The organism is Roseibium suaedae (genome assembly GCF_900142725.1).
Classification (GTDB): domain Bacteria; phylum Pseudomonadota; class Alphaproteobacteria; order Rhizobiales; family Stappiaceae; genus Roseibium; species Roseibium suaedae.
Map to the genome: position 1 here is coordinate 402,652 of NZ_FRBW01000004.1, position 18,597 is coordinate 421,248.

At 61.9% G+C, this 18,597-nt stretch carries 19 protein-coding genes; 6 read left to right on the forward strand and 13 right to left on the reverse strand.

Translation table 11 applies throughout. The features are described 5' to 3' along the window. Nucleotides 1–1,194 (forward strand): ATP-binding response regulator, encoded by a 1,194-nt coding sequence (locus BUA94_RS18220; protein ID WP_073014739.1) that lies wholly within the window; start codon nt 1–3, stop codon nt 1,192–1,194. Nucleotides 1,195–1,318: 124 nt separating this feature from the next. Next, a complete protein-coding gene (locus BUA94_RS18225; protein ID WP_208980146.1) occupies nt 1,319–2,113 on the forward strand; it encodes a phosphatase PAP2 family protein in 795 nt (264 codons plus the stop codon). Nucleotides 2,114–2,133: 20 nt separating this feature from the next. Here the strand turns inward: BUA94_RS18225 and BUA94_RS18230 are convergent, their stop codons facing one another. Genes BUA94_RS18230 through BUA94_RS18240 form a run of 3 tightly spaced genes read right to left on the reverse strand, consistent with a single transcriptional unit; the run spans nt 2,134 to nt 3,218 of the window. Further along, entirely contained in the window at nt 2,134–2,460 is a 327-nt protein-coding gene (locus BUA94_RS18230; protein ID WP_208980147.1) for a hypothetical protein, read from the reverse strand. A gap of 36 nt (nt 2,461–2,496) precedes the next feature. Then, nucleotides 2,497–2,946: a low molecular weight protein-tyrosine-phosphatase gene (locus tag BUA94_RS18235; RefSeq protein ID WP_073014742.1), complete on the reverse strand. Its 450-nt coding sequence runs from the start codon at nt 2,944–2,946 to the stop codon at nt 2,497–2,499. 35 nt (nt 2,947–2,981) lie between these two features. Then, nucleotides 2,982–3,218 (reverse strand): sulfurtransferase TusA family protein, encoded by a 237-nt coding sequence (locus BUA94_RS18240; RefSeq protein ID WP_073014743.1) that lies wholly within the window; start codon nt 3,216–3,218, stop codon nt 2,982–2,984. An 84-nt stretch (nt 3,219–3,302) separates the two neighbouring features. Here BUA94_RS18240 and BUA94_RS18245 point away from each other — a divergent pair, with 84 nt between their 5' ends. The 4 genes from BUA94_RS18245 (at nt 3,303) to BUA94_RS18260 (ending at nt 7,556) form a co-directional block, all read left to right on the forward strand. Further along, nucleotides 3,303–3,854: a DUF924 family protein gene (locus BUA94_RS18245; protein WP_073014744.1), complete on the forward strand. Its 552-nt coding sequence runs from the start codon at nt 3,303–3,305 to the stop codon at nt 3,852–3,854. A gap of 482 nt (nt 3,855–4,336) precedes the next feature. Further along, nucleotides 4,337–4,675 carry a P-II family nitrogen regulator gene (locus tag BUA94_RS18250; protein WP_073014745.1) on the forward strand — a complete coding sequence of 113 codons (339 nt, stop codon included), beginning with the start codon at nt 4,337–4,339 and terminating at the stop codon, nt 4,673–4,675. Nucleotides 4,676–4,695: 20 nt separating this feature from the next. Further along, the gene (locus BUA94_RS18255) at nt 4,696–6,033 is read left to right on the forward strand and encodes an ammonium transporter (protein WP_073014746.1); all 1,338 of its coding nucleotides are present in this window, start codon (nt 4,696–4,698) and stop codon (nt 6,031–6,033) included. Nucleotides 6,034–6,335: 302 nt separating this feature from the next. Continuing rightward, nucleotides 6,336–7,556 carry an ammonium transporter gene (locus BUA94_RS18260; RefSeq protein ID WP_073014747.1) on the forward strand — a complete coding sequence of 407 codons (1,221 nt, stop codon included), beginning with the start codon at nt 6,336–6,338 and terminating at the stop codon, nt 7,554–7,556. Nucleotides 7,557–7,802: 246 nt separating this feature from the next. Here the strand turns inward: BUA94_RS18260 and BUA94_RS18265 are convergent, their stop codons facing one another. The 10 genes from BUA94_RS18265 to BUA94_RS18310 form a co-directional block, all read right to left on the reverse strand. Then, nucleotides 7,803–8,468: an HAD family hydrolase gene (locus BUA94_RS18265; protein ID WP_073014748.1), complete on the reverse strand. Its 666-nt coding sequence runs from the start codon at nt 8,466–8,468 to the stop codon at nt 7,803–7,805. A gap of 95 nt (nt 8,469–8,563) precedes the next feature. Continuing rightward, nucleotides 8,564–9,451 carry a cation diffusion facilitator family transporter gene (locus tag BUA94_RS18270; protein ID WP_073014749.1) on the reverse strand — a complete coding sequence of 296 codons (888 nt, stop codon included), beginning with the start codon at nt 9,449–9,451 and terminating at the stop codon, nt 8,564–8,566. A 148-nt stretch (nt 9,452–9,599) separates the two neighbouring features. Further along, on the reverse strand, nt 9,600–10,382 hold the full coding sequence (locus BUA94_RS18275) for a DUF1223 domain-containing protein (protein ID WP_084082114.1): 783 nt from the start codon (nt 10,380–10,382) through the stop codon (nt 9,600–9,602). A 117-nt stretch (nt 10,383–10,499) separates the two neighbouring features. After that, on the reverse strand, nt 10,500–11,102 hold the full coding sequence (locus tag BUA94_RS18280) for a DsbE family thiol:disulfide interchange protein (protein ID WP_073014750.1): 603 nt from the start codon (nt 11,100–11,102) through the stop codon (nt 10,500–10,502). Continuing rightward, on the reverse strand, nt 11,099–11,293 hold the full coding sequence (ccmD, locus tag BUA94_RS18285; protein ID WP_073014751.1) for a heme exporter protein CcmD: 195 nt from the start codon (nt 11,291–11,293) through the stop codon (nt 11,099–11,101). The genes BUA94_RS18280 and ccmD overlap by 4 nt, the downstream gene beginning before the upstream one ends. 4 nt (nt 11,294–11,297) lie before the next feature. Beyond that, nucleotides 11,298–12,065, reverse strand: coding sequence for a heme ABC transporter permease (locus BUA94_RS18290; protein WP_073014752.1), 768 nt, complete (start codon nt 12,063–12,065; stop codon nt 11,298–11,300). 108 nt (nt 12,066–12,173) lie between these two features. Continuing rightward, entirely contained in the window at nt 12,174–12,833 is a 660-nt protein-coding gene (ccmB, locus tag BUA94_RS18295; RefSeq protein WP_073014923.1) for a heme exporter protein CcmB, read from the reverse strand. Nucleotides 12,834–12,844: 11 nt separating this feature from the next. Then, nucleotides 12,845–13,531 (reverse strand): heme ABC exporter ATP-binding protein CcmA, encoded by a 687-nt coding sequence (ccmA, locus tag BUA94_RS18300; RefSeq protein WP_073014753.1) that lies wholly within the window; start codon nt 13,529–13,531, stop codon nt 12,845–12,847. A gap of 39 nt (nt 13,532–13,570) precedes the next feature. Continuing rightward, the gene (locus tag BUA94_RS18305; RefSeq protein ID WP_073014754.1) at nt 13,571–15,250 is read right to left on the reverse strand and encodes a methyl-accepting chemotaxis protein; all 1,680 of its coding nucleotides are present in this window, start codon (nt 15,248–15,250) and stop codon (nt 13,571–13,573) included. Between the two features lie 277 nt (nt 15,251–15,527). Then, complete coding sequence (locus BUA94_RS18310; RefSeq protein WP_073014755.1) at nt 15,528–18,320, reverse strand: bifunctional aconitate hydratase 2/2-methylisocitrate dehydratase; 2,793 nt, start codon at nt 18,318–18,320, stop codon at nt 15,528–15,530. Nucleotides 18,321–18,597 lie beyond the last annotated feature (277 nt).

Sequence of the window (18,597 nt, forward strand, 5' to 3'; positions counted from 1 at the left end):
ATGGCGGAACGGAAGACGGTGGCCGAAAAGGCTGAGCGCCTGGCGTTGCTGGCGCATGATCTGCGGACACCCCTTGCCGCAATGAAGCTCACTGCAGAGCTGATTGCCCGCGATGGCCTGACGGATCTTCAGGCCGAGCGGCTCGCCATTTTGATGCGCAGCATCGACGCGCTTGACGACATGGCGGGAGAACTCGTCCGCGAACCTGCCCGTGAGGGCAAGAACGGCTTGGGTTCGTCCAATCCGGAAACGGTGGATCTTGCTGAACTCGTTGTGGAAATCGGCGAATTGATGAAGGTTGCCGCCGCTGCCAAGGGGCTTGGATTTGCCGTCACCGTGCCAGGCAAAGGCCTGCCCATTGAAAGTCTCAAGGCGGCGCCCTTGCGCCGCATTGTTGCGGCGCTCCTGGACAATGCCATCAAGTATACGGACACCGGCAGTGTCGAAGTCAGTCTGGAGGAGGTCCCAGCTTGCGGGAAATCTTCCTCTACAGCAATGGCGCGTCTGCGCATTTGCGACACCGGCCCGGGGATCGACCCCAAAGAACAAGAGCAGCTGTTCCGGCCCTATGTGCGGGGCACAGCAGGACGTGCCAAGGCCAAGGGATCTGGCCTCGGGCTCTGGGGGGCGATGGAGCTTGCCCGGGAGGCCGGTGGTACCTTGTGCCTCGTTTCCCGGGAAGACAGCGGCAATCTGCAGGGCTGTGAATTCGAGCTGATGCTGCCGCTTGTGCAAGACGAGGGCAGGGCTTCCTCGCCTTCGAAAATGCAGGAGGCAGAACCTGCGCCCGAAGGCCTTCATGTCCTGATCGTCGATGACAATGACACCAACCGGCGCCTGCTGGCGGCGCTTCTGGAATCCTTTTCGATCACCAGCGATCAGGCAGACAGTGGCACAGAGGCCCTGCGCAGCATTGCCGCCGGCCGTTACGACGCTGTCTTGCTGGATCTCCACATGCCGGGTCTCGACGGGGTGGAGACTGCCGAAGCGATCCGGGCGCAGGAAGCCGGAAATAAGATGCCACTGATTGCCGTCACGGCTGCAGCGGAAACCGCCGATGAAAGACGCATGAAGGCGGCGGGCTTTTCAGACATGATCGCCAAGCCCCTGTCCCCCGCTAAGCTCTTCACCGTTCTTGAACACGCCAGGCACTATCATCGCAACCGGGCCCAGCCGGAAGAAGCTTCGGCCTGAGGGCCGCTTCTGCCTGACAATTCCCTCTCTTGGTCAGGGGGCTGTCTTCGCCTATATAGCGCCCATGACAGACGGCCCCGCTTCTCTCCCGCCCAGCTCGTCCCTCCATTGCATCTCAAGCTGGATGGGGCTGCACCCTTTTGCTGCGATTGCGGTCTATGTGGCGGCTGTCTCTCTTTTCTTTCTGGTTTTTCCAGGTGTGGATCTGGCGGCAAGCGGTGTTTTCTTCCGGCCCGGAGACGGGTTCTGGGCGCAGGATGTGCCTTTTCTGCGCCAGTTCCGGGGGCTTGGGCCTTATCTGGTCCGGCTGATCGCCATTGCCTGTGTCGTCATCCTGCTGCTGAAGCTGCTGCTGCCGGCAAGGCAGCCGCTGGTGCCGCTCAGAAAGCCCTTGTTCCTGCTGACGACGCTGATCCTCGGTCCGGGTGTTCTGGTCAATCTGATCCTGAAGAACAACTGGGGCCGCCCGCGCCCGGTCATGGTGGATCTCTTTGGCGGTGACATGCCCTATCAGCTGGTCTGGGTGCCGAGCAACTGGTGCAGCACCAACTGTTCCTTCGTCTCCGGCGAAGGCTCTGCGGCTATGTGGCTTTTGGCCGGACTGATCCTGGTCGCCCCGAAGGCCTGGCGCTGGGGCGTGCTGGCGGTGTTCGCTCCGATCGGCTTTCTGCTGTCGCTCAACCGGGTGGCCTTTGGCGGCCATTTCACCTCCGATACGCTGCTCTCCTGGGGCCTGACCCTTGCCGTCGTCCTCTTGGTCCACCGGGTTTTCTTCCGCTGGACACCCGCCTGGGCAACGGATGCGGCGCTGGATGAGCGCTTGACCCGATGGGGCCGATCCCTGCATGGCGCAGGGGGGCGGATTGCCAACCGCATGGGCCGGATGGGCCGCCGGTTCCTGGGCATGTTCCGGGATTGACCGTCTAAGGGTCTGATCGCTTAAGGAGCCGGGCGCGGCTGGCGCGGGCGAGTCCGCTTCAGGATCCGGGCGAGCAGCCTCGGGCTTCTGTCCTCCAGCCAGTGAAAGGTCCGGTTCAGCCGGGGCAGCCTCTTGCGCCGGTTGCGCAGGGCACGTGCCAGCTTCCGGCTGGTCGCAATCAGAATCACGGCTCCAGCAGCCAGAAGCGGCACGCCCGTGGGGATCGGCAGCGCGAGGGTTGCAGCTCCCAGCACAATGAACAGGAGCGCAAGCGCCCACCAGAACAGCTTCATGTCGATTCGGCCCAGTGTAATTCGCCGATGACTAGCCGGATCGGGCGACGGCATGATGACGTCCGCTGGCAGTCGTGTGACTGACTGTGCCTAAGTCTTGCGGAGTTCGGACAGCAGCTTCCGGCTGCCGGATTGCAGCATGTCGAAAACCTGGTCGAACCCTTCAGACCCGCCATAATAGGGATCCGGAACATCCCGGTCGGGCCCGGTCAGTAACAGGCGCAGGCGAGGGTGGTTCGGGAATTTCCGGCGCAAAGCCGCCAGATTGTCCCGGTCCATGGCAAGGATCCATTCGAAACGGGAAAAATCGGCATCGCTCACCTGCCGGGCCTTTTGAGTGGAAATGTCGATGCCATGGCGCGCCGCCACTTCGACCGAGCGCGGATCGGGCGGATTGCCCGCATGCCAGGCGCCGGTCCCGGCCGAATCCAGCAAAAAGTCCCTGGCAAGGCCTGCCTCTTCCAGCGTCTGCCGGAAAATGCCTTCAGCCAGCGGGGAGCGGCAGATGTTGCCAAGGCAGACGAAGAGCAGGGAGGTCATGGGAAGCGTCTCCGGCGCAAGGGGCTGGGCAGGCGTCAGGACTTGAGGATGAGGAACCGGCCGCGGGTGCCGTCCTTCTCCACGCTCTCGACCGTGTGGCCATCCTCGTTGCACATGTGGGGGATGTCCAGAAACGCCATCGGGTCGGAGGTCAGGACTTCCAGCCGGCTGCCGCCCGGCATCTCGAGCAAGGCCTTGCGGGTCTTGAGAACCGGCATCGGGCACTTGAGGCCGATCAGGTCAAGAATGCGGGAGGCGGTCAGGTCGGTCATTGAGTTTCCTGAAGAAATCGGGTTGCGCCCCGGTCGCCGGACGCTACCATCTGGCGCAACACTAGCTGATCTGGAGAGAAATACATGACTGACGCGGCTTTTTCACCGTTGGAAATTCTGGATTTCTGGTGGCAGGCAGGCCCGGCGAAATGGTTCGCGAAGGACGAAGCCTTCGACGCGGAGATCCGGTCCCGGTTTCTGCCGGCGGTCGAGGCGGCCAAAGCCGGCAAGCTGGACGCCTGGGAGACGACGCCGCACGGAGCTCTGGCCCTTTTGATCCTGCTCGACCAGTTCACCCGCAATCTCTTCCGCAATGACCCGCGCGCCTTCGAAGCAGACCCCAGGGCGCTTGCCATCGCGGACCGGGCGGTCACGGCCGGCTTCGACAAGGCCTTCCCGCCCAGCGTGCGCGTGTTCTTCTACCTGCCCTTCGAGCATGCGGAGGACATGGCCAGCCAGGAACGCAGCGTGGACTTGTGCCGGGCCCTGAACAACGAACAGTTCTATCTCTACGCGCTGATCCATCTGGATGTGATCCGGCGTTTCGGCCGGTTCCCGCACCGGAACAAGGTGCTGGGCCGGACCTCGACAGCCGGGGAACTGGCGTTTCTGGAGGACGGCGGTTTTTCCGCCTGAGATCCTTCCTGCAGAGCCTCGCTTCGAACCCGTCAGCTCCGGACGCGTGTTACGCCCCGGAACTGGCGGGTTCTGCTGCTTTTAGAGGTGTTGCCGAAGCTTGCCTCAATTCGGGTGCCTGAAAATTCATCTGCGGTCACAGTGCCGCTATTTTATCGATCATTTATTGTGCAGCGGCCCTAATCTGCATATTTTTTAGCCGTTTATACTTGACTCATTTTTAGGCTCTTTTGCCTGCGTGGCTTGGCCCATTCTCGCCTTTTTTCCCGGAAAGCCGCTGCTTTTTCCTCGAAATTCCGCCAGTTTTCCGAGTTGGCACGGTCCTTGATTAGTAAGGTCCGACACCGACCCGATTTCGTGTGTTCCGGTTCAGGGCTGACGAGCAGTGCCTGGGTGGGGCGAACCCTTGGGGGGTACCGGGCGGGAAGGTCGGACAGTCTCTTCGCCGGGAAGAGGCGACAGGAAAGGAATGGGAACGAGCAATGAAAATTGTGATGGCCATTATCAAGCCGTTCAAGCTCGACGAAGTGCGCGACGCGCTGACGGGCATTGGAATCCAGGGCCTGACTGTTACTGAGGTCAAGGGCTATGGCCGGCAGAAGGGGCACACCGAGATCTACCGCGGCACCGAATATGCCGTGAGCTTCCTGCCGAAGCTGAAGATTGAAGTCGCCGTTGCAGGCGAGGCGGTCGACAAGGCCGTTGAAGTCATCACCGCCGCCGCAAAGACCGGCCAGATCGGTGACGGCAAGATCTTCGTTTATTCGATCGACCAGGTCGTTCGCATTCGTACCGGCGAAACCGACGCCGAAGCACTTTGATTGTCTTGAGGGTAAGAAACATGACCAAGTTTGTCGCAAGATCTGCGGCTGCGCTGGGTGCCCTGAGCCTGATGGCTCTGCCGGCACTGGCTCAGGATACCGCCGCCGCAGCCGCTCCGGCTCCGGTCTCTCCGGAAGTTGCCTACATTCTCAACACCCTGCTGTTCCTCATCGGCGGCTTCCTGGTGATGTGGATGGCTGCTGGCTTCGCCATGCTCGAAGCAGGCCTCGTCCGCACCAAGAACGTTTCCATGCAGTGCCTCAAGAACATTGCACTCTACTCCATCGGCGGCCTGATGTTCTGGGTCACCGGTTACAAGCTGATGTATGTCGGCGTTGACGGCGGCTTCATGGGCTCCTTCGGCCCCTATTCCTTCGACGCTGTCGGCGGCAACGCGCTCGACACCGGCTACTCCACGGCCTCCGACTGGTTCTTCCAGATGGTGTTCTGTGCCACCGCTGCCTCGATCGTGTCCGGCACCCTGGCCGAGCGCATCAAGCTGTGGCCCTTCCTGCTCTTCACCGTTGTCCTGACTGGCTTCATCTACCCGATCACCGGCTCCTGGGTCTGGGGTGGCGGCTGGCTCAAGGAAATGGGCTTCTCCGACTTCGCAGGTTCCACGCTGGTTCACTCCGTTGGTGGCTGGGCTGCAATCTCCGGTGCTCTGGTTCTTGGCGCTCGTAAGGGCAAGTATGGCCCGAACGGCCAGGTCTTCCCGATGCCGGGTTCCTCCATGCCGCTCGCAACCCTCGGCACGTTCATCCTGTGGCTGGGCTGGTTCGGCTTCAACGGTGCATCCCAGCTCGCAATGGGCACCATCGGTGACGTTTCCGACATCTCCCGCATCTTCGCCAACACCAACATGGCTGCTGCCGCCGGTGTCGTCGTTGCCGTGATCCTCACCCAGATCATGTACAAGAAGGTCGACGTGACCATGGCCCTGAACGGCGCCCTGGCTGGTCTGGTTGCCATCACCGCCGAGCCACTGCAGCCGTCCGTTCTGCAGGCGATCATCATCGGTGGCGTTGGCGCTGCGATCGTAGTCTTCACCGTGCCGCTGCTCGACAAGCTGAAGATCGACGACGTTGTCGGCGCGATCCCGGTTCACCTGCTGTGCGGCATCTGGGGCACGCTGATTGTTCCGCTGTCCAACGCTGACACCTCCTATGTCACCCAGCTCATCGGCGTGGTTGCCATCGGTGCCTTCACCTTCATCGTCAGCGGCGTGATCTGGCTGATCCTGAAGGCAGTCATCGGCATCCGGGTTTCCGAAGAAGAAGAGGCCCTCGGTCTCGACAAGGTGGAAATCGGCGTCGAAGCCTATCCGGAATTCGGTTCGGGCTCCCAGCGGGTCTGACCCATTCCTCCACGTGGTCTAATTGGCTCAGACTGCGTATCTGGCCCGGGGCTCTGCCCCGGGTCTTTTTGTGTCTGCAGCACCGCTGAAAGGCAGAACGGCGTGAGGCAGGATTCGATTATAATTTAAGCATAAGCCTAAAAGTCAGGCCCTCTGTTTGAGCAAATGCGCAATTCGTGGGCGGATATCAAAGCCCGAAATGGCCAAATTCTGCGCTCTTGCCCGGTTGGCATGCAGTTTGATTGCTTTGCCGCCAATACAACGCCTCGCAAGCAGGCGATTGCATAATCGGGAGCCAGTGAATGAGCCAGAATTCGGTGGGTGGAGACGTCTTTTTCGTCCTGCTCGGAGCTATCCTTGTCTTCGCCATGCATGGCGGATTTGCCTTTCTCGAAGTCGGTACCGTCCGCCAGAAAAACCAGGTCAACGCCCTGGTGAAGATCCTGGTGGATTTCGCCATCTCCACGGTGGTCTATTTCTTCTTCGGCTATGCCATCGCCTATGGCACGACCTTCTTCGTCAGCGCAGCGGCCTTGTCGGGCGGGGCGGAAGGCTTCGCGCCCCAGGGTCTGTCCCTGGTGAAGTTCTTCTTCCTGACCACATTTGCTGCCGCCATTCCGGCCATCATCTCGGGCGGCATCGCCGAACGGATGAAATTCATTCCCCAGTGCATGGCAACGGTCGCGCTGGTCGGCGTTGCCTATCCCTTCTTTGAGGGCATCGTCTGGAACGGCAATTTCGGGTTCCAGGCCTGGCTTGAGGCAAGCTTCGGCGCGCCGTTCCGTGACTTCGCGGGCTCGGTGGTGGTGCATGCGCTCGGCGGCTGGATCGCGCTGGCCGCGGTGCTGCTTCTGGGCGCAAGGCGCGGCCGGTATGACAGGAGCGGCCGACCGGTCGGCATTCCGCCGTCGTCCCTGCCCTGGCTTGCTCTCGGGTCCTGGATGCTCTGCGTTGGCTGGTTCGGCTTCAACGTCATGACGGCAGGCTCTCTGGAAGCTGCCTCCGGCCTCGTCGCCATCAATTCCCTGATGGCTATGGTCGGCGGCATCCTTGCGGCGCTGGTCGTTGGCCGCAATGACCCGGGCTTCGTGCATAATGGTGCGCTGGCCGGTCTGGTTGCGGTCTGTGCCGGCTCCGACATCATGCACCCGATTGGGGCTCTGGTCGTTGGCGGCATTGCCGGAGCGCTCTTCGTCCGTGGCTTCGAGATCTGTCAGAACAAGCTGAAGATCGATGACGTGCTGGGTGTCTGGCCGCTGCATGGCCTGTGCGGCGCCTGGGGCGGCATTGCGGCCGGCATTTTTGGCACGGAAGCTCTGGGCGGTCTCGGCGGCGTGTCCCTGATCTCCCAGATCATCGGCACAGTGTCCGGCGCAGCCTATGCCGCGCTTGCGGGTTTCGTCGTCTATGGGGTTCTGAAATCCGCTGTGGGCCTGCGTCTGTCGCCGGAAGAAGAGCACATGGGCGCAGACCTTGCGATCCACAAGATCAGCGCCAATCCAGAAAGCGACCTGCTGCGCTGACGATTGCCGCCCGGTTCAGGCTGCAAGTTTGACAGTCTTAGGCCGGAGCCATGGCTCCGGCCGGGGATGCAGGCAAGGGTGTCAGGCTCTCGAACGTCATCCCGGCCAAGCGGAGCGCGAGCCGGGACCGGTGAGCCAAAGAACATCGGCTTCAATCAGTTGACTACCGGCACGCTCCGGCTCACCGGTCCCGCATCTTCGCTTCGCTGCGTGCGGGAAGACGAACGGCGCAGTTTGTCATCAAACTCACCCGAGTTGCGCGCCCAATTCCTCATGGGTTTTGAGGACCTTGGAAGCTCCGGCCTCGCTCAGCCGTTCGCCGAGCCGTTCGCTGGCGTGGCCGCCGCCGATGAAGCCCCAGACTTCCATGCCGGCGGCAAGGCCAGCCAGAACCCCGTTCACGCTGTCCTCGATCACGATGCAGCTCTCCGGCGCGACGCCCAGATTGTGGGCGGCGTAGAGGAACAGGTCCGGCGCGGGCTTGCCGTTCTCGACCTGCTCTCCGGAATAGATGTGCGGCTCGAAAAAGCCGTGCAGGCCTGTCTGCCGCAATTTGACATGCAGCCGGTCCAGGCGGCTTGAGGACGCCACAGCACGGGGGCGGCGGTCCTGCGCAAGGATGTCCGCAATCCCGTCGATGGCGGTCAGTTCCCGGTTGATGCGGTCCGTGGTCGCCCGATCCAGATCCGGAAAGAAGTTTTCGGGGAAGCTGCCGGCGTCCAGCTTGGCATGTTCAGAGCGCACCAGGCTGAAGAAATCCTTCGCCATCAGCCCGTTGAACCGCTGCTGATAGTCGTGGAGGTCGTAGATGAGACCGATCCGGCCTAGGTGCTCCCGCTCCACCTCGACATAGATGGCCTCGGAATCCACCAGAACTCCGTCACAATCAAAGAGGATGGCGGTCTTGGTCATGGCTTTGGTGTCCGTGCGAATCGGTGCTGGGTGTCACCCCGCATCAAACAGGCGTTTGACGAAATTTCTTTGAAGCCTTGGAGGGGCTGGCCGTCTCACAGCACGATGATGCCGGAGTGCTTTGCCTTGTGCTCTGGTTCCACATGGATGGTCAGGCGGGAGCCCGGCACCGCCTTGCCGACGGCCTGCTCGATCCGGTCGCAAATGTCATGGGCCGCTTCCACCGACATGCTGCCCTCGACCACCAGATGGAAGTCGATGAAGGTGAGCTTGCCGGCCAGCCGCGTCCTGAGGTCGTGGGCTTCCAGCGCACCTTCGCCCTCTGCGGCAATCACCTGGCGGATCTTGTCGAGGGTTTCGGGTGAGGCAGCTTCGTCCATCAGGCCGGAGATGGACCCTTTCATGACGTCCCAGCCGGTCCACAGCACGTTCAGGCCAACCAGGCCCGCGAGGATCGGATCCAGCTTCTGCCAGCCGGTCAGAACGACCAGAACCACGCCTGCCAGCACGCCAAGGGACGTGACCACATCTGTCATCAGATGGCGGCCGTCGGCCTCAAGGGCGGGAGACCGGCTGCGCTTGCCATAGCGGATCAGCACAAGGGCCCAGCCCGCGTTGATGACCGCGGCAAGCCCGTTGATGCCGAGGCCAAGCGGCGAATAATCGACCTCCTGCACCGTGTGGTAGCCCACCCAGGCCGAGTGGAAGATGGTGCCCGCCGCCAGAACGATCATCACACCGACCAGAACGGCTGCGAAATACTCGGCTTTGTCATGGCCATAGGGATGATTGGAATCTGCCGGGCGCGAGGCAAACCAGATCGCGATCACCGCGGCAATGGAAGAGGCCACGTTGACGATGGTTTCCAGCGCGTCGGAGTAAAGGGCGATCGAGCCCGTCAGCTCATAGGCGAGGAATTTCAGGCCCATCACGCCAATGCCGACAAAAATGCTGCCGATGGCGATACGGAGTCTGCCGCTCATGATCCGGGTTCCCTTTGCTGCGCCGCCAGATCCGGGATGGCGGTTCGGCGAAGGGGTAGCAGTTTTCTGCCGGGACGCAACTCCCGTTTCGCCCAATCCGCCGATCTCCCCGCATCACACAGGCTGGCAGCAGGCGATGAACAGCCCCTTAAGGCGCCTTCGGGTCCATGACTGCCGCACCGATAATTCGTCCCGGCCCGCTGTCATCCTCCAGTTGAACCAGAACCGCACAGCGGCTGTCCTTGTCCTTCATGAACTCGGATTTGGGGATGCGGAAGGTCTCCGGTCCGCCGGACCACATGCCGATGGCTCTGAGGTCCCGAACCACATTCACATAAGTAATGCTGGAGCCGGTGTTCTCGCCCCGGGTGATCGGCACGCTCTGTTCTGCGTCCAGCCGCAGGATGAAGATCGTGGCCATGCGCTGGCCCGCCGGCAGGCTGCCGTCGACCTTGGCCTCGACCGCCATGTCGCGGACGGACAGGGAGACGGAGGCAGTGAAAGGGGCTGCGCGGCCAAGGGCGGACATGACCGCCTGGCGGTCGCCGCCGACCACATGCTCCATGCCGTCGACAACAAGCTGCGGGGTATAGACGGACCGGTCGCCGCGCTGGGCGGCATAGGCCCGCTGGCGCTCGGAATTTTCCGGCCGGGCAAGGGTGTCACGCCAGCCGAGATAATCCCAGTAGTCCACCGGCAGGGACAGGCTCAGGATATCCGGGTTCTTCAGGGCCAGTTCTTCCAGCAGCTTGTCCGCAGGCGGGCAGGATGAGCAGCCCTGACTGGTGAAGAGTTCCGCCACCGCCTTGGGAGAGGTGGAGCCTGCAAAGGCCACGCCCTGCTGAAACACGAGGCCAAGGGCCAAAACGGCGACCAGTCCTGCCTTGGTGGCGAGGCTGGAGCCGGGGAATTGTGTGAAGTGCTTCGTCATGGGACTTGGTAAGACTGGCCTGGGTATGTGATCTCTGATGACGACCCTAAGCTTTTGAAGCTTCAAGAGCCAGTCACGAGCCAGTGACGATAGCGAAGATATCGGGTCGGGTCAGCCTCAATCTCCGTTCGGAGACGCGAGAACCTTTTCAAGCTGCGGCAGGAAGACCGATCCGTAGCTTTCTTGCGACAGCGGGCCGATGAACTTGTAGCGGATGGTGCCCTTGGCATCGACGATGAAGGTTTCCGGCACGCCGTAAACGCCCCAGTCGATGGCGGTGCGGCCCTTTTCGTCCGCGCCCACCCGGTCATAGGGATTGCCGAGGCTGCCGAGGAAGCGGCGGGCGTTCTCCGGCTTGTCCTTGTAGTTGATGCCGACCATCTGGAAGCCTTCGCGCTGGCTCAGTTCTTCCAGGAAAGGATGTTCCTGGCGGCAGGGCACGCACCAGGAGGCAAACACATTGACCACGGAGACCTTGCCCAGAAGATCGGCCTTGGTGATGCCCGGCAGGGCCTGGCCATTCAGCATCAGTTCCGGCACCGGCGGCAATTCCGTATCCGGGATCGGCTTGCCGATCAGCGCGGACGGGATCTGGCTCGGGTCGTGACCGATGGTCAGCTGCACCAGGAACAGGCCGGCAAGAGCGGTGAACACGATGAGCGGCAGCAGCACCAGCACCGGAATGCGGCGTTTGGGCGATTGATCCGTCTGGGAAGTCATGTGCGGTCCGTTTGCGTGCCTCTGGACGGCTGTTGCGGCCGTGCGCGGGAAATGCCCTGCTCGGCAAGGCGGGCAAGGTCGGCGTCCAGCTTGCGGCGGTCAAGGAGAACCCAGACAAGCAGGGCGAGGACGGCGCCGGCCGTCAGCAGATAGGAGGCGATGATGAAGCCGGAGTGCGGGCCAAGATCCATGGGTCTACTCCGCGGCCTGGGGCGACAGGGCGGCGCTGGCAGGGCGGGCCTGCGCGGCCGCCTTCAGCCGCATGGCTCTGAGGCGCCGGCGCAGGATTTCGTTGCGCATGGCCATCAGATGAAGAACGAAGAACAGCAGGGTGAAGGCGGCCGCCATCACCAGCAGCGGGATCAGGATGGTCGGGTGAATGGTCGGGCCATCCATCCGCACCACACTGGCAGGCTGGTGCAGCGTGTTCCACCAGTTCACCGAGAACTTGATCACCGGCAGGTTGACCGCGCCGACCAGGGTCAGAATGGCGGCGGCCTTGCCGGCCTTGATCGGGTCTTCCATCGTGCGCCACAGGGCCATGAGCCCGAGATACATGATGAAAAGCACCAGCACGGAGGTCAGGCGCGCGTCCCACACCCAATAGGTTCCCCACATGGGCTTGCCCCAGAGCGATCCGGTCACCAACGCGATGAAGGTGAAGGTCGCACCGATGGGAGCGGCAGCCTTGGCCGATACATCTGCCAGCGGGTGCTTCCAGACCAGGGTGCCGAGGGAGGAGATCGCCATGATCGAATAGCACATCATGGACAGCCAGGCGGCCGGCACATGAATGAACATGATCCGCACGGTTGCGCCCTGCTGATAGTCTTCAGGCGCGGTGAAGAAGCTCATGTAGAGCCCGGCGGCGAAGACGATCACGCACAGTCCTGCCAGCCAGGGCAGAACGATCTGCACCAGACGGAGAAAGCGTGTCGGATTGGCCAAGTCCAAAATACCCATGGAACCGTTCTAATCTGTCAACGAGGCGTCTTCAATGTCTTGTCGCGCTTCGGGGCGCATTGAGGCCGGTCAAATTGTCCCGGTTGCTTCACCTTGCCGTGAGCCGGATCAGTCTGCTGAAAACCGCAGGGCGGCGGCGGAGGCAATCGGGCCGATCACTCCGGCAATCAGGGTCAGGGCGCAGAGAATCAGGAACGGCGTCAGGAACGGCACCGGATCGGAGACCGCTGCATCCGCCGCGCTGACACCGAAGATCAGCACCGGAATGGCCAGCGGAACCACCAGCACGGCCAGAAGCAGCCCGCCCCGGCGCAGTGTCACTGTCAGTGAAGCCCCGATGGCCCCGATGAAGGTGAGGGCAGGGGTTCCGGCCAGCAGGGTCAGTGTCACGGCGCCGATGGCCACCGGTTCCAGGTTGAGAAAGATCGCCAGCACCGGTGCGGCCGCCACGAGCGGCAGACCGGTCGCCACCCAATGGGCAAGGCATTTGATCAGAACCACCAGCTCCAGCGGACGTCCCGCCATCAGCAGCAGATCCAGCGAGCCATCGTCCCGGTCGGCCTGAAACAGCCGGTCAAGACCCAGGAGGGTTGCCAGAAGCGCGCCGATCCACAAGATCGCCGGGCCAATGCGGCCGAGGAGATTGAGGTCCGGGCCGACGCCGAAGGGGATCACGGTGACGACGGCCAGAAAGAACAGCACGCCGACAAGAGCGCTGCCGCCTGCGCGGGTGGCAAGCTGCAGTTCGCGCCGGAACAGGGAAGAGATCCAGCCACTCATCAGGCAAAGGCCTCCAGGTCGTCATCATAGCCGTGGCCGCCATGATCTCCCGCTGCCGGAGCCGTCAGCTGCAATGCGGTGACCGGAGACAGGGCGGTCAGTTCCGTGTGGGTGGCCGTCACGATCATTCCGCCGTTCTTCAGGTGGGTGTTCATAAGGCCGATCAGCTGGGCCTCGGAGGCCGCATCCAGAGCGGAGGTCGGCTCATCCATCAGCCAGAGGGGGCGCGGGGAAACGAAGAGCCGGGCGAGGGTCAGGCGGCGGGTCTGTCCGGCGGACAGATAGGCGGCAGGCAGGTCCGCCGTGTGGCCGATGCCGAGAAGCTCCAGAATGTCCATCGGCGCCATGGCATTGGCCGCAAAGCCGTCCGGCAGGACGGGCCGCGTGAAGTCCCGCCAGAATTCCAGATTGCTGCTCACAGAAAGAGCGCGTTTCACCGCGCTTTCGTGCCCGAAATAATGGGCGTGCTCGGCAAGTGTGCTGTCGCTGTCGCCGCCTTCAAAGGCCATGCGCCCGTTCGCTGGCGGCACAAGCCCTGCCAGCGTGCGCAGCAGCGAAGACTTTCCAGCGCCATTCGCGCCGGTAATCACCAGCGCATGGCCTGCTTCAAGCTGAAACGATAGTCCTGCAAAGACACGACGACCTCCCCGGTCCACGGTGAGGTCGTCGACAATAAGCTTAGGCATGGTCCTCCAGGGGCACCTCCATCGGGGCGCCCCTCAGGATTAGGCGGCGCGAATCCCCGACAGGAACCGGTTGACCTCGGATCTTAGTGTCTCTGCCTGACGGGACAAGTCGGCGGAAGCACTGAGGACGTGATTTGCAGCCTCACTGGAGTTCTGGGCTGCCGAAGTGACCGAGCCAATGGCCGTGGACACTTCGGCCGTGCCGACCGAGGCCTGCTGGACGTTGCGGGAGATTTCGTGCGTGGCCGAAGCCTGCTCTTCCACGGCGCCGGAAACGGCAGTGGAAATCTCGCTGATCTTGCGGATCGTCTCGGCAACTTCGTTGATCGCTTCGGCGGATTCGGTGGTCGACCCCTGGATCTCGGCGATCTGGGAAGCGATTTCCGTGGTTGCCTTGGCGGTCTGGTCGGCCAGCTGCTTCACTTCGGCCGCGACGACCGCGAAGCCTTTGCCGGCTTCCCCGGCGCGGGCCGCCTCGATGGTGGCGTTCAGGGCGAGCAGGTTTGTCTGGGCAGCGATGCCGTTGATCAGCTCGACGATGTCGCCGATCTTCTGGGCTGCATTGGACAGGCCATGCACCTTGTTGGCAGCCGCATCCGCGTCATTCACGGCCTGACCGGACATGGTGGAGGAGAGCTCCACCTGGCTGGCGATTTCGCGAACGGAAGCGGTCAGCTCCTCGGTCGCAGCCGCAACGGTCTGCACGTTGGAAGAGGCCTGTTCGGAGGCCGCTGCCACGGACCCGGACTGTTCGGACGTGTGGATCGCGTTGGAGGACATGGACTGGGCCGCGCCTTCCAGCTGTCCGGCAGATGCGGACAGGGAGGAGACGATGCCACCGACGGACTGTTCGAACTGCTCGGCCAGCTTGCGGAACAGAAGCTTCTGCTGTGCTTCGGCTTTTGCACTCTGGGCTTCGGCTTCCGCGGTCATGCGGGCGTTTTCCAGGGACTGCTCCTTGAAGACCAGTGCGGCGCGGGCCAGATCTCCCACTTCATCGCCCCGGTCCGTGCCGGTGATTTCCATGTCATGCTGGCCCTCGGCCAGATGCTTGAGCAGGGTCACGACGCGGCTGATCGGCTTGGAGATGGAGACGCGGGCAACGAAGATGCCGAAGCCAGCGCCGACGATCAGGGCGATCAGGGCGGTCACGATCAGCGATGTGCCGGCAGCATGGGCCTCATCGGCGGCAGCGGTCCGCTGGTCAGCCATCTTCTTGGCGGTGTAGGTCGAGTAGACCTTGACCGTATCGGTCACGGTTTTCTGGCCCTGCAGAGCTGCGGCTAGGCCAGAGGTGATCGCGGTCGTGTTGGACGGGTCCTTGGCGGCCGTGTCGATCATCTCGTTGACCTTCAGGAAGTAGCTTTCCAGGGTCGCCTTGATATCGGTCAGCTGCTTCTTTTCTTCAGCATCTGCAACAGCTTCCAGCTTCGGCAGGCGGCCGAGCATTTCGTCCGCGCGGCGCTTGGCTTCCGCCTTGAAATCGGCTGCCTTGTCCGCGCTGGTTGCGAACTGATAGGTCATGCGGCTGATGGCAACGATGTCGATGCGCAGGTCCATGGCTTCACGGGCCGCTTCTTCGGACTTGCCAATCCTGGTGAATGTTTGTTCCAGGGAGTTGAGTTTCGTATACGCGACGCCAGCGATCCCCAGTGCAGCGATCCCCATGACCGCCACGACCGCGAGGATCTTGTGCACGATTGTAATGTTCTTCAGCATTCTCTTGGTTCCAGCCCGTTACTGAGTTGCTCTATTCCCGTAAATAGACTGGCAGGGTTAACGTCCTCCTTCCGTAGCAGTGATGGCCGCAATTATTTTTGGCACTGTGAACTGTCAAAAATACTTAGTTTTTAATCTTATAAATTGCATCCGCTAATTGCCTCGACTCTTCGGTTGTGCAGTGCAAAAAAAGCCGCCGCCCTCCTGCCGTGCCGCTGAAAGGAGCGGAGGCAGGAGGGCGGCGGCCTTCAGATCAGTCTAAAGCCGGTAACCGGTCTTAGAAGTGGACCGAACGTGCCGTGCCGGACTTGTCGAGCGGCGGAGCGAACTTCGTCAGATCGATGCCTTCGACAGCGGACTTGTACTCGTCGATGTTCGGCGTGCGGCCGAGGATCGCGGACAGGACCACCACCGGCGTGGAGGCCAGCAGGGACTCGCCCTTCTTTTCAGCCGTATCTTCCACGACGCGGCCCTGGAACAGGCGGGTGGACGTGGCCAGCACGGTGTCACCCTTTGCAGCCTTTTCCTGGTTGCCCATGCAGAGGTTGCAGCCCGGGCGTTCCAGATAAAGGATGTTTTCGTACTCGGTACGTGCCTTGCTCTTCGGCGCGTTGTCGTCGAACTCGAAGCCGGAGTACTTCTGCAGCACGTCCCAGTCGCCCTCTGCCTTCAGCTCATCGATGATGTTGTAGGTCGGAGCTGCGACAACGAGCGGAGCCTTGAACTCGACCTTGCCATTGGCCTTTTCGAGGTTCTTCAGCATCTGCGCCACGATCTTCATGTCGCCCTTGTGCACCATGCACGAGCCGACGAAGCCGAGGTCCACCTTCTTCTCGCCGCCGTAGTAGGAAACCGGGCGGATCGTGTCGTGGGTGTAGCGCTTGGAAACATCCGCGTTGTTGACGTCCGGGTCGGCGATCATCGGCTCGTCGATCAGGTCGAGATCGACAACCACTTCTGCGAAGTACTTGGCGCTGTCGTCCGGGCTCAGGGCCGGCTTTTCACCGGAACGGATTTCGGCGATGCGCTTGTCTGCCTTGGCGATCAGGCCAGCCAGGGTCCCGGCAGCGTTTTCCATTCCCTTGTCGATCATGACCTGGATACGGGCCTTGGCCAGTTCCAGCGAACCGATCAGCGTGTCATCGTTGGAGATGCAGATGGAGGCCTTTGCCTTCATTTCTGCAGTCCAGTCGGTGAAGGTGAAGGCCTGGTCAGCCAGCAGGGTGCCGATGTGCACTTCGATGACGCGGCCCTGGAAGACATTGTCGCCATGCTGCTTCAGCATCTGGGCCTGGGTGGCATGCACCACGTCACGGAAGTCCATGTAGTCCTTCATGGTGCCCTTGAAGGTCACCTTGACGGATTCCGGGATCGGCATGGTGGCTTCACCGGTTGCCAGAGCCAGAGCCACGGTACCGGAGTCAGCGCCGAAGGCAACGCCCTTGGACATGCGGGTGTGGCTGTCGCCACCGATGATGATGTCCCAGTCATCCACGGTGATGTCGTTCAGCACCTTGTGGATCACGTCCGTCATGGCGTGATAGGAGCCCTTCGGGTCACGGGCGGTGATCAGGCCGAACTTGTTCATGAAGCTCATGAGTTTCGGGATGTTCGCCTGTGCCTTCAGGTCCCACACGGAAGCGGTGTGGCAGCCGGACTGGTACGCGCCGTCCACGGTCGTGGAGATCACGGTCGCAGCCATGGCTTCCAGTTCCTGGGCGGTCATCAGGCCGGTGGTGTCCTGGGAACCAACAATGTTCACCTTCACGCGGACGTCGGAACCGGCATGGAGAACCTTGCCCGGGGTCACGCCGACGGCGTTCTTGTTGAAGATCTTTTCAACGGCGGTCAGGCCCTGGCCATCCTTGGAGACTTCCTTGGAAGGTGCGAAGACAGCCGGAGCTTCGACGCCGAGGGTTTCAGCTGCGAATGTCTGCAGCTTCTTGCCGAAGACGATGGCGTAGGAGCCACCGGCGCGCATGAACTCGACCTTCTGCGGAGTGAAGGCGGAGGCGATGTCGGTCAGCTCTTCGCTGCCGTCTTCGTTGTAGAGCTTCTTGGACTTGGTGTTGATCTTCAGCACGGTGCCAGTTTCCACGGAGTATTTCTGCTCCAGGACCGGGTTGCCGTCGTTGTTGAGGATCGGCTTGCCGTCAGCGTCCAGCTTCTTGACCCAGTTCTTCAGGTCGAGGCCGATGCCGCCGGTCACGCCAACCGTGGTCAGGAAGATCGGGGAGATGCCGTTGGTGCCGCCGACGACCGGGGCAATGTTCACGAAGGGAACATACGGGCTTGCCGGCTTGCCGGCCCACAGGGCGACGTTGTTCACGCCGGACATGCGGGAGGAGCCAACGCCCATGGTGCCCTTTTCGGCGATCAGCATGACGCGCTTGCCCGGGTGCTGCAGCTTCAGCGCCTCGATTTCCTTCTGGGCGGCTTCCGAGATCATGCACTTGCCATGCAGTTCACGGTCGGAGCGCGAGTGCGCCTGATTGCCCGGCGACAGGAGGTCGGTGGAGATATCGCCTTCTGCGGCGATATAAGTGACGACTTCGATCTCTTCTTCGATCTGCGGCAGCTTGGTGAAGAACTCGGCCTTCGCGTAGCTTTCCAGAATGTCCTTGGCGACCGGGTTGCCGGCCTTGAAGGCAGCCTTCAGGCGCTCGGTGTCCGCGTCATAGAGGAAGACCTGGGTCTTCAGCACTTCGCCAGCATTCTTGGCGATCTCGGCGTCGTCGCCCAGAGCCAGGTCCAGCAGAACCTCGACGGACGGGCCGCCCTTCATGTGGGACAGGAGCTCGAAGGCAAAAGCCGGGGAAATCTCTGCAACGACGGCGGTGCCGAGGATGATTTCCTTGAGGAACTTGGCCTTCTCGCCTGCGGCGGTCGTGGTGCCGGGCAGAGTGTTGTAGATGAAGTACTTCAGGGAATCTGCACGGTGCGCGTTGCCCGGATCCTTGATCTGGGCAACGATTTCGCTGACAAGCGCCGCGTCCTCGATGGGCTTGGGATGCAAGCCCTGGGTTTTGCGCGTTTCGATCTCGTTCAGATAATCTGCATACAAGCTCATGATAATCCCGGCGTCCTTGGAATAGTGGAAAGCTTGAGCGCCGGGTCGCGGATGTCAGGCTAGCCGGGACAAGCTTGCTGGCCACTACATAGTTCAGTATACAATGGTATGCAATATGTTTTGGCAGGCTCACGTCGCTTTACGGCACCTGCCCCGCCAGAGGCAGATCTCAGGCCCAGACAGGACCCGGATAAGGTCCAGTCAAGACCACGAACAAGCTCTCTCGCAGCTGGCCTCTCCGCCAGTTCCGCAGTGACTTTTGCCGCTTGCATCGCTC

Bases quoted from the DNA above. Each gene is read 5' to 3' on its own strand.
- BUA94_RS18220 (WP_073014739.1), top strand. From the start codon at position 1: ATGGCGGAACGGAAGACGGTGGCCGAAAAGGCTGAGCGCCTGGCGTTG.
- BUA94_RS18225 (WP_208980146.1), top strand. From the start codon at position 1,319: ATGGGGCTGCACCCTTTTGCTGCGATTGCGGTCTATGTGGCGGCTGTC.
- BUA94_RS18230 (WP_208980147.1), bottom strand. From the start codon at position 2,460: ATGCCGTCGCCCGATCCGGCTAGTCATCGGCGAATTACACTGGGCCGA.
- BUA94_RS18235 (WP_073014742.1), bottom strand. From the start codon at position 2,946: ATGACCTCCCTGCTCTTCGTCTGCCTTGGCAACATCTGCCGCTCCCCG.
- BUA94_RS18240 (WP_073014743.1), bottom strand. From the start codon at position 3,218: ATGACCGACCTGACCGCCTCCCGCATTCTTGACCTGATCGGCCTCAAG.
- BUA94_RS18245 (WP_073014744.1), top strand. From the start codon at position 3,303: ATGACTGACGCGGCTTTTTCACCGTTGGAAATTCTGGATTTCTGGTGG.
- BUA94_RS18250 (WP_073014745.1), top strand. From the start codon at position 4,337: ATGAAAATTGTGATGGCCATTATCAAGCCGTTCAAGCTCGACGAAGTG.
- BUA94_RS18255 (WP_073014746.1), top strand. From the start codon at position 4,696: ATGACCAAGTTTGTCGCAAGATCTGCGGCTGCGCTGGGTGCCCTGAGC.
- BUA94_RS18260 (WP_073014747.1), top strand. From the start codon at position 6,336: ATGAGCCAGAATTCGGTGGGTGGAGACGTCTTTTTCGTCCTGCTCGGA.
- BUA94_RS18265 (WP_073014748.1), bottom strand. From the start codon at position 8,468: ATGACCAAGACCGCCATCCTCTTTGATTGTGACGGAGTTCTGGTGGAT.
- BUA94_RS18270 (WP_073014749.1), bottom strand. From the start codon at position 9,451: ATGAGCGGCAGACTCCGTATCGCCATCGGCAGCATTTTTGTCGGCATT.
- BUA94_RS18275 (WP_084082114.1), bottom strand. From the start codon at position 10,382: ATGACGAAGCACTTCACACAATTCCCCGGCTCCAGCCTCGCCACCAAG.
- BUA94_RS18280 (WP_073014750.1), bottom strand. From the start codon at position 11,102: ATGACTTCCCAGACGGATCAATCGCCCAAACGCCGCATTCCGGTGCTG.
- ccmD (WP_073014751.1), bottom strand. From the start codon at position 11,293: ATGGATCTTGGCCCGCACTCCGGCTTCATCATCGCCTCCTATCTGCTG.
- BUA94_RS18290 (WP_073014752.1), bottom strand. From the start codon at position 12,065: ATGGGTATTTTGGACTTGGCCAATCCGACACGCTTTCTCCGTCTGGTG.
- ccmA (WP_073014753.1), bottom strand. From the start codon at position 13,531: ATGCCTAAGCTTATTGTCGACGACCTCACCGTGGACCGGGGAGGTCGT.
- BUA94_RS18305 (WP_073014754.1), bottom strand. From the start codon at position 15,250: ATGCTGAAGAACATTACAATCGTGCACAAGATCCTCGCGGTCGTGGCG.
- BUA94_RS18310 (WP_073014755.1), bottom strand. From the start codon at position 18,320: ATGAGCTTGTATGCAGATTATCTGAACGAGATCGAAACGCGCAAAACC.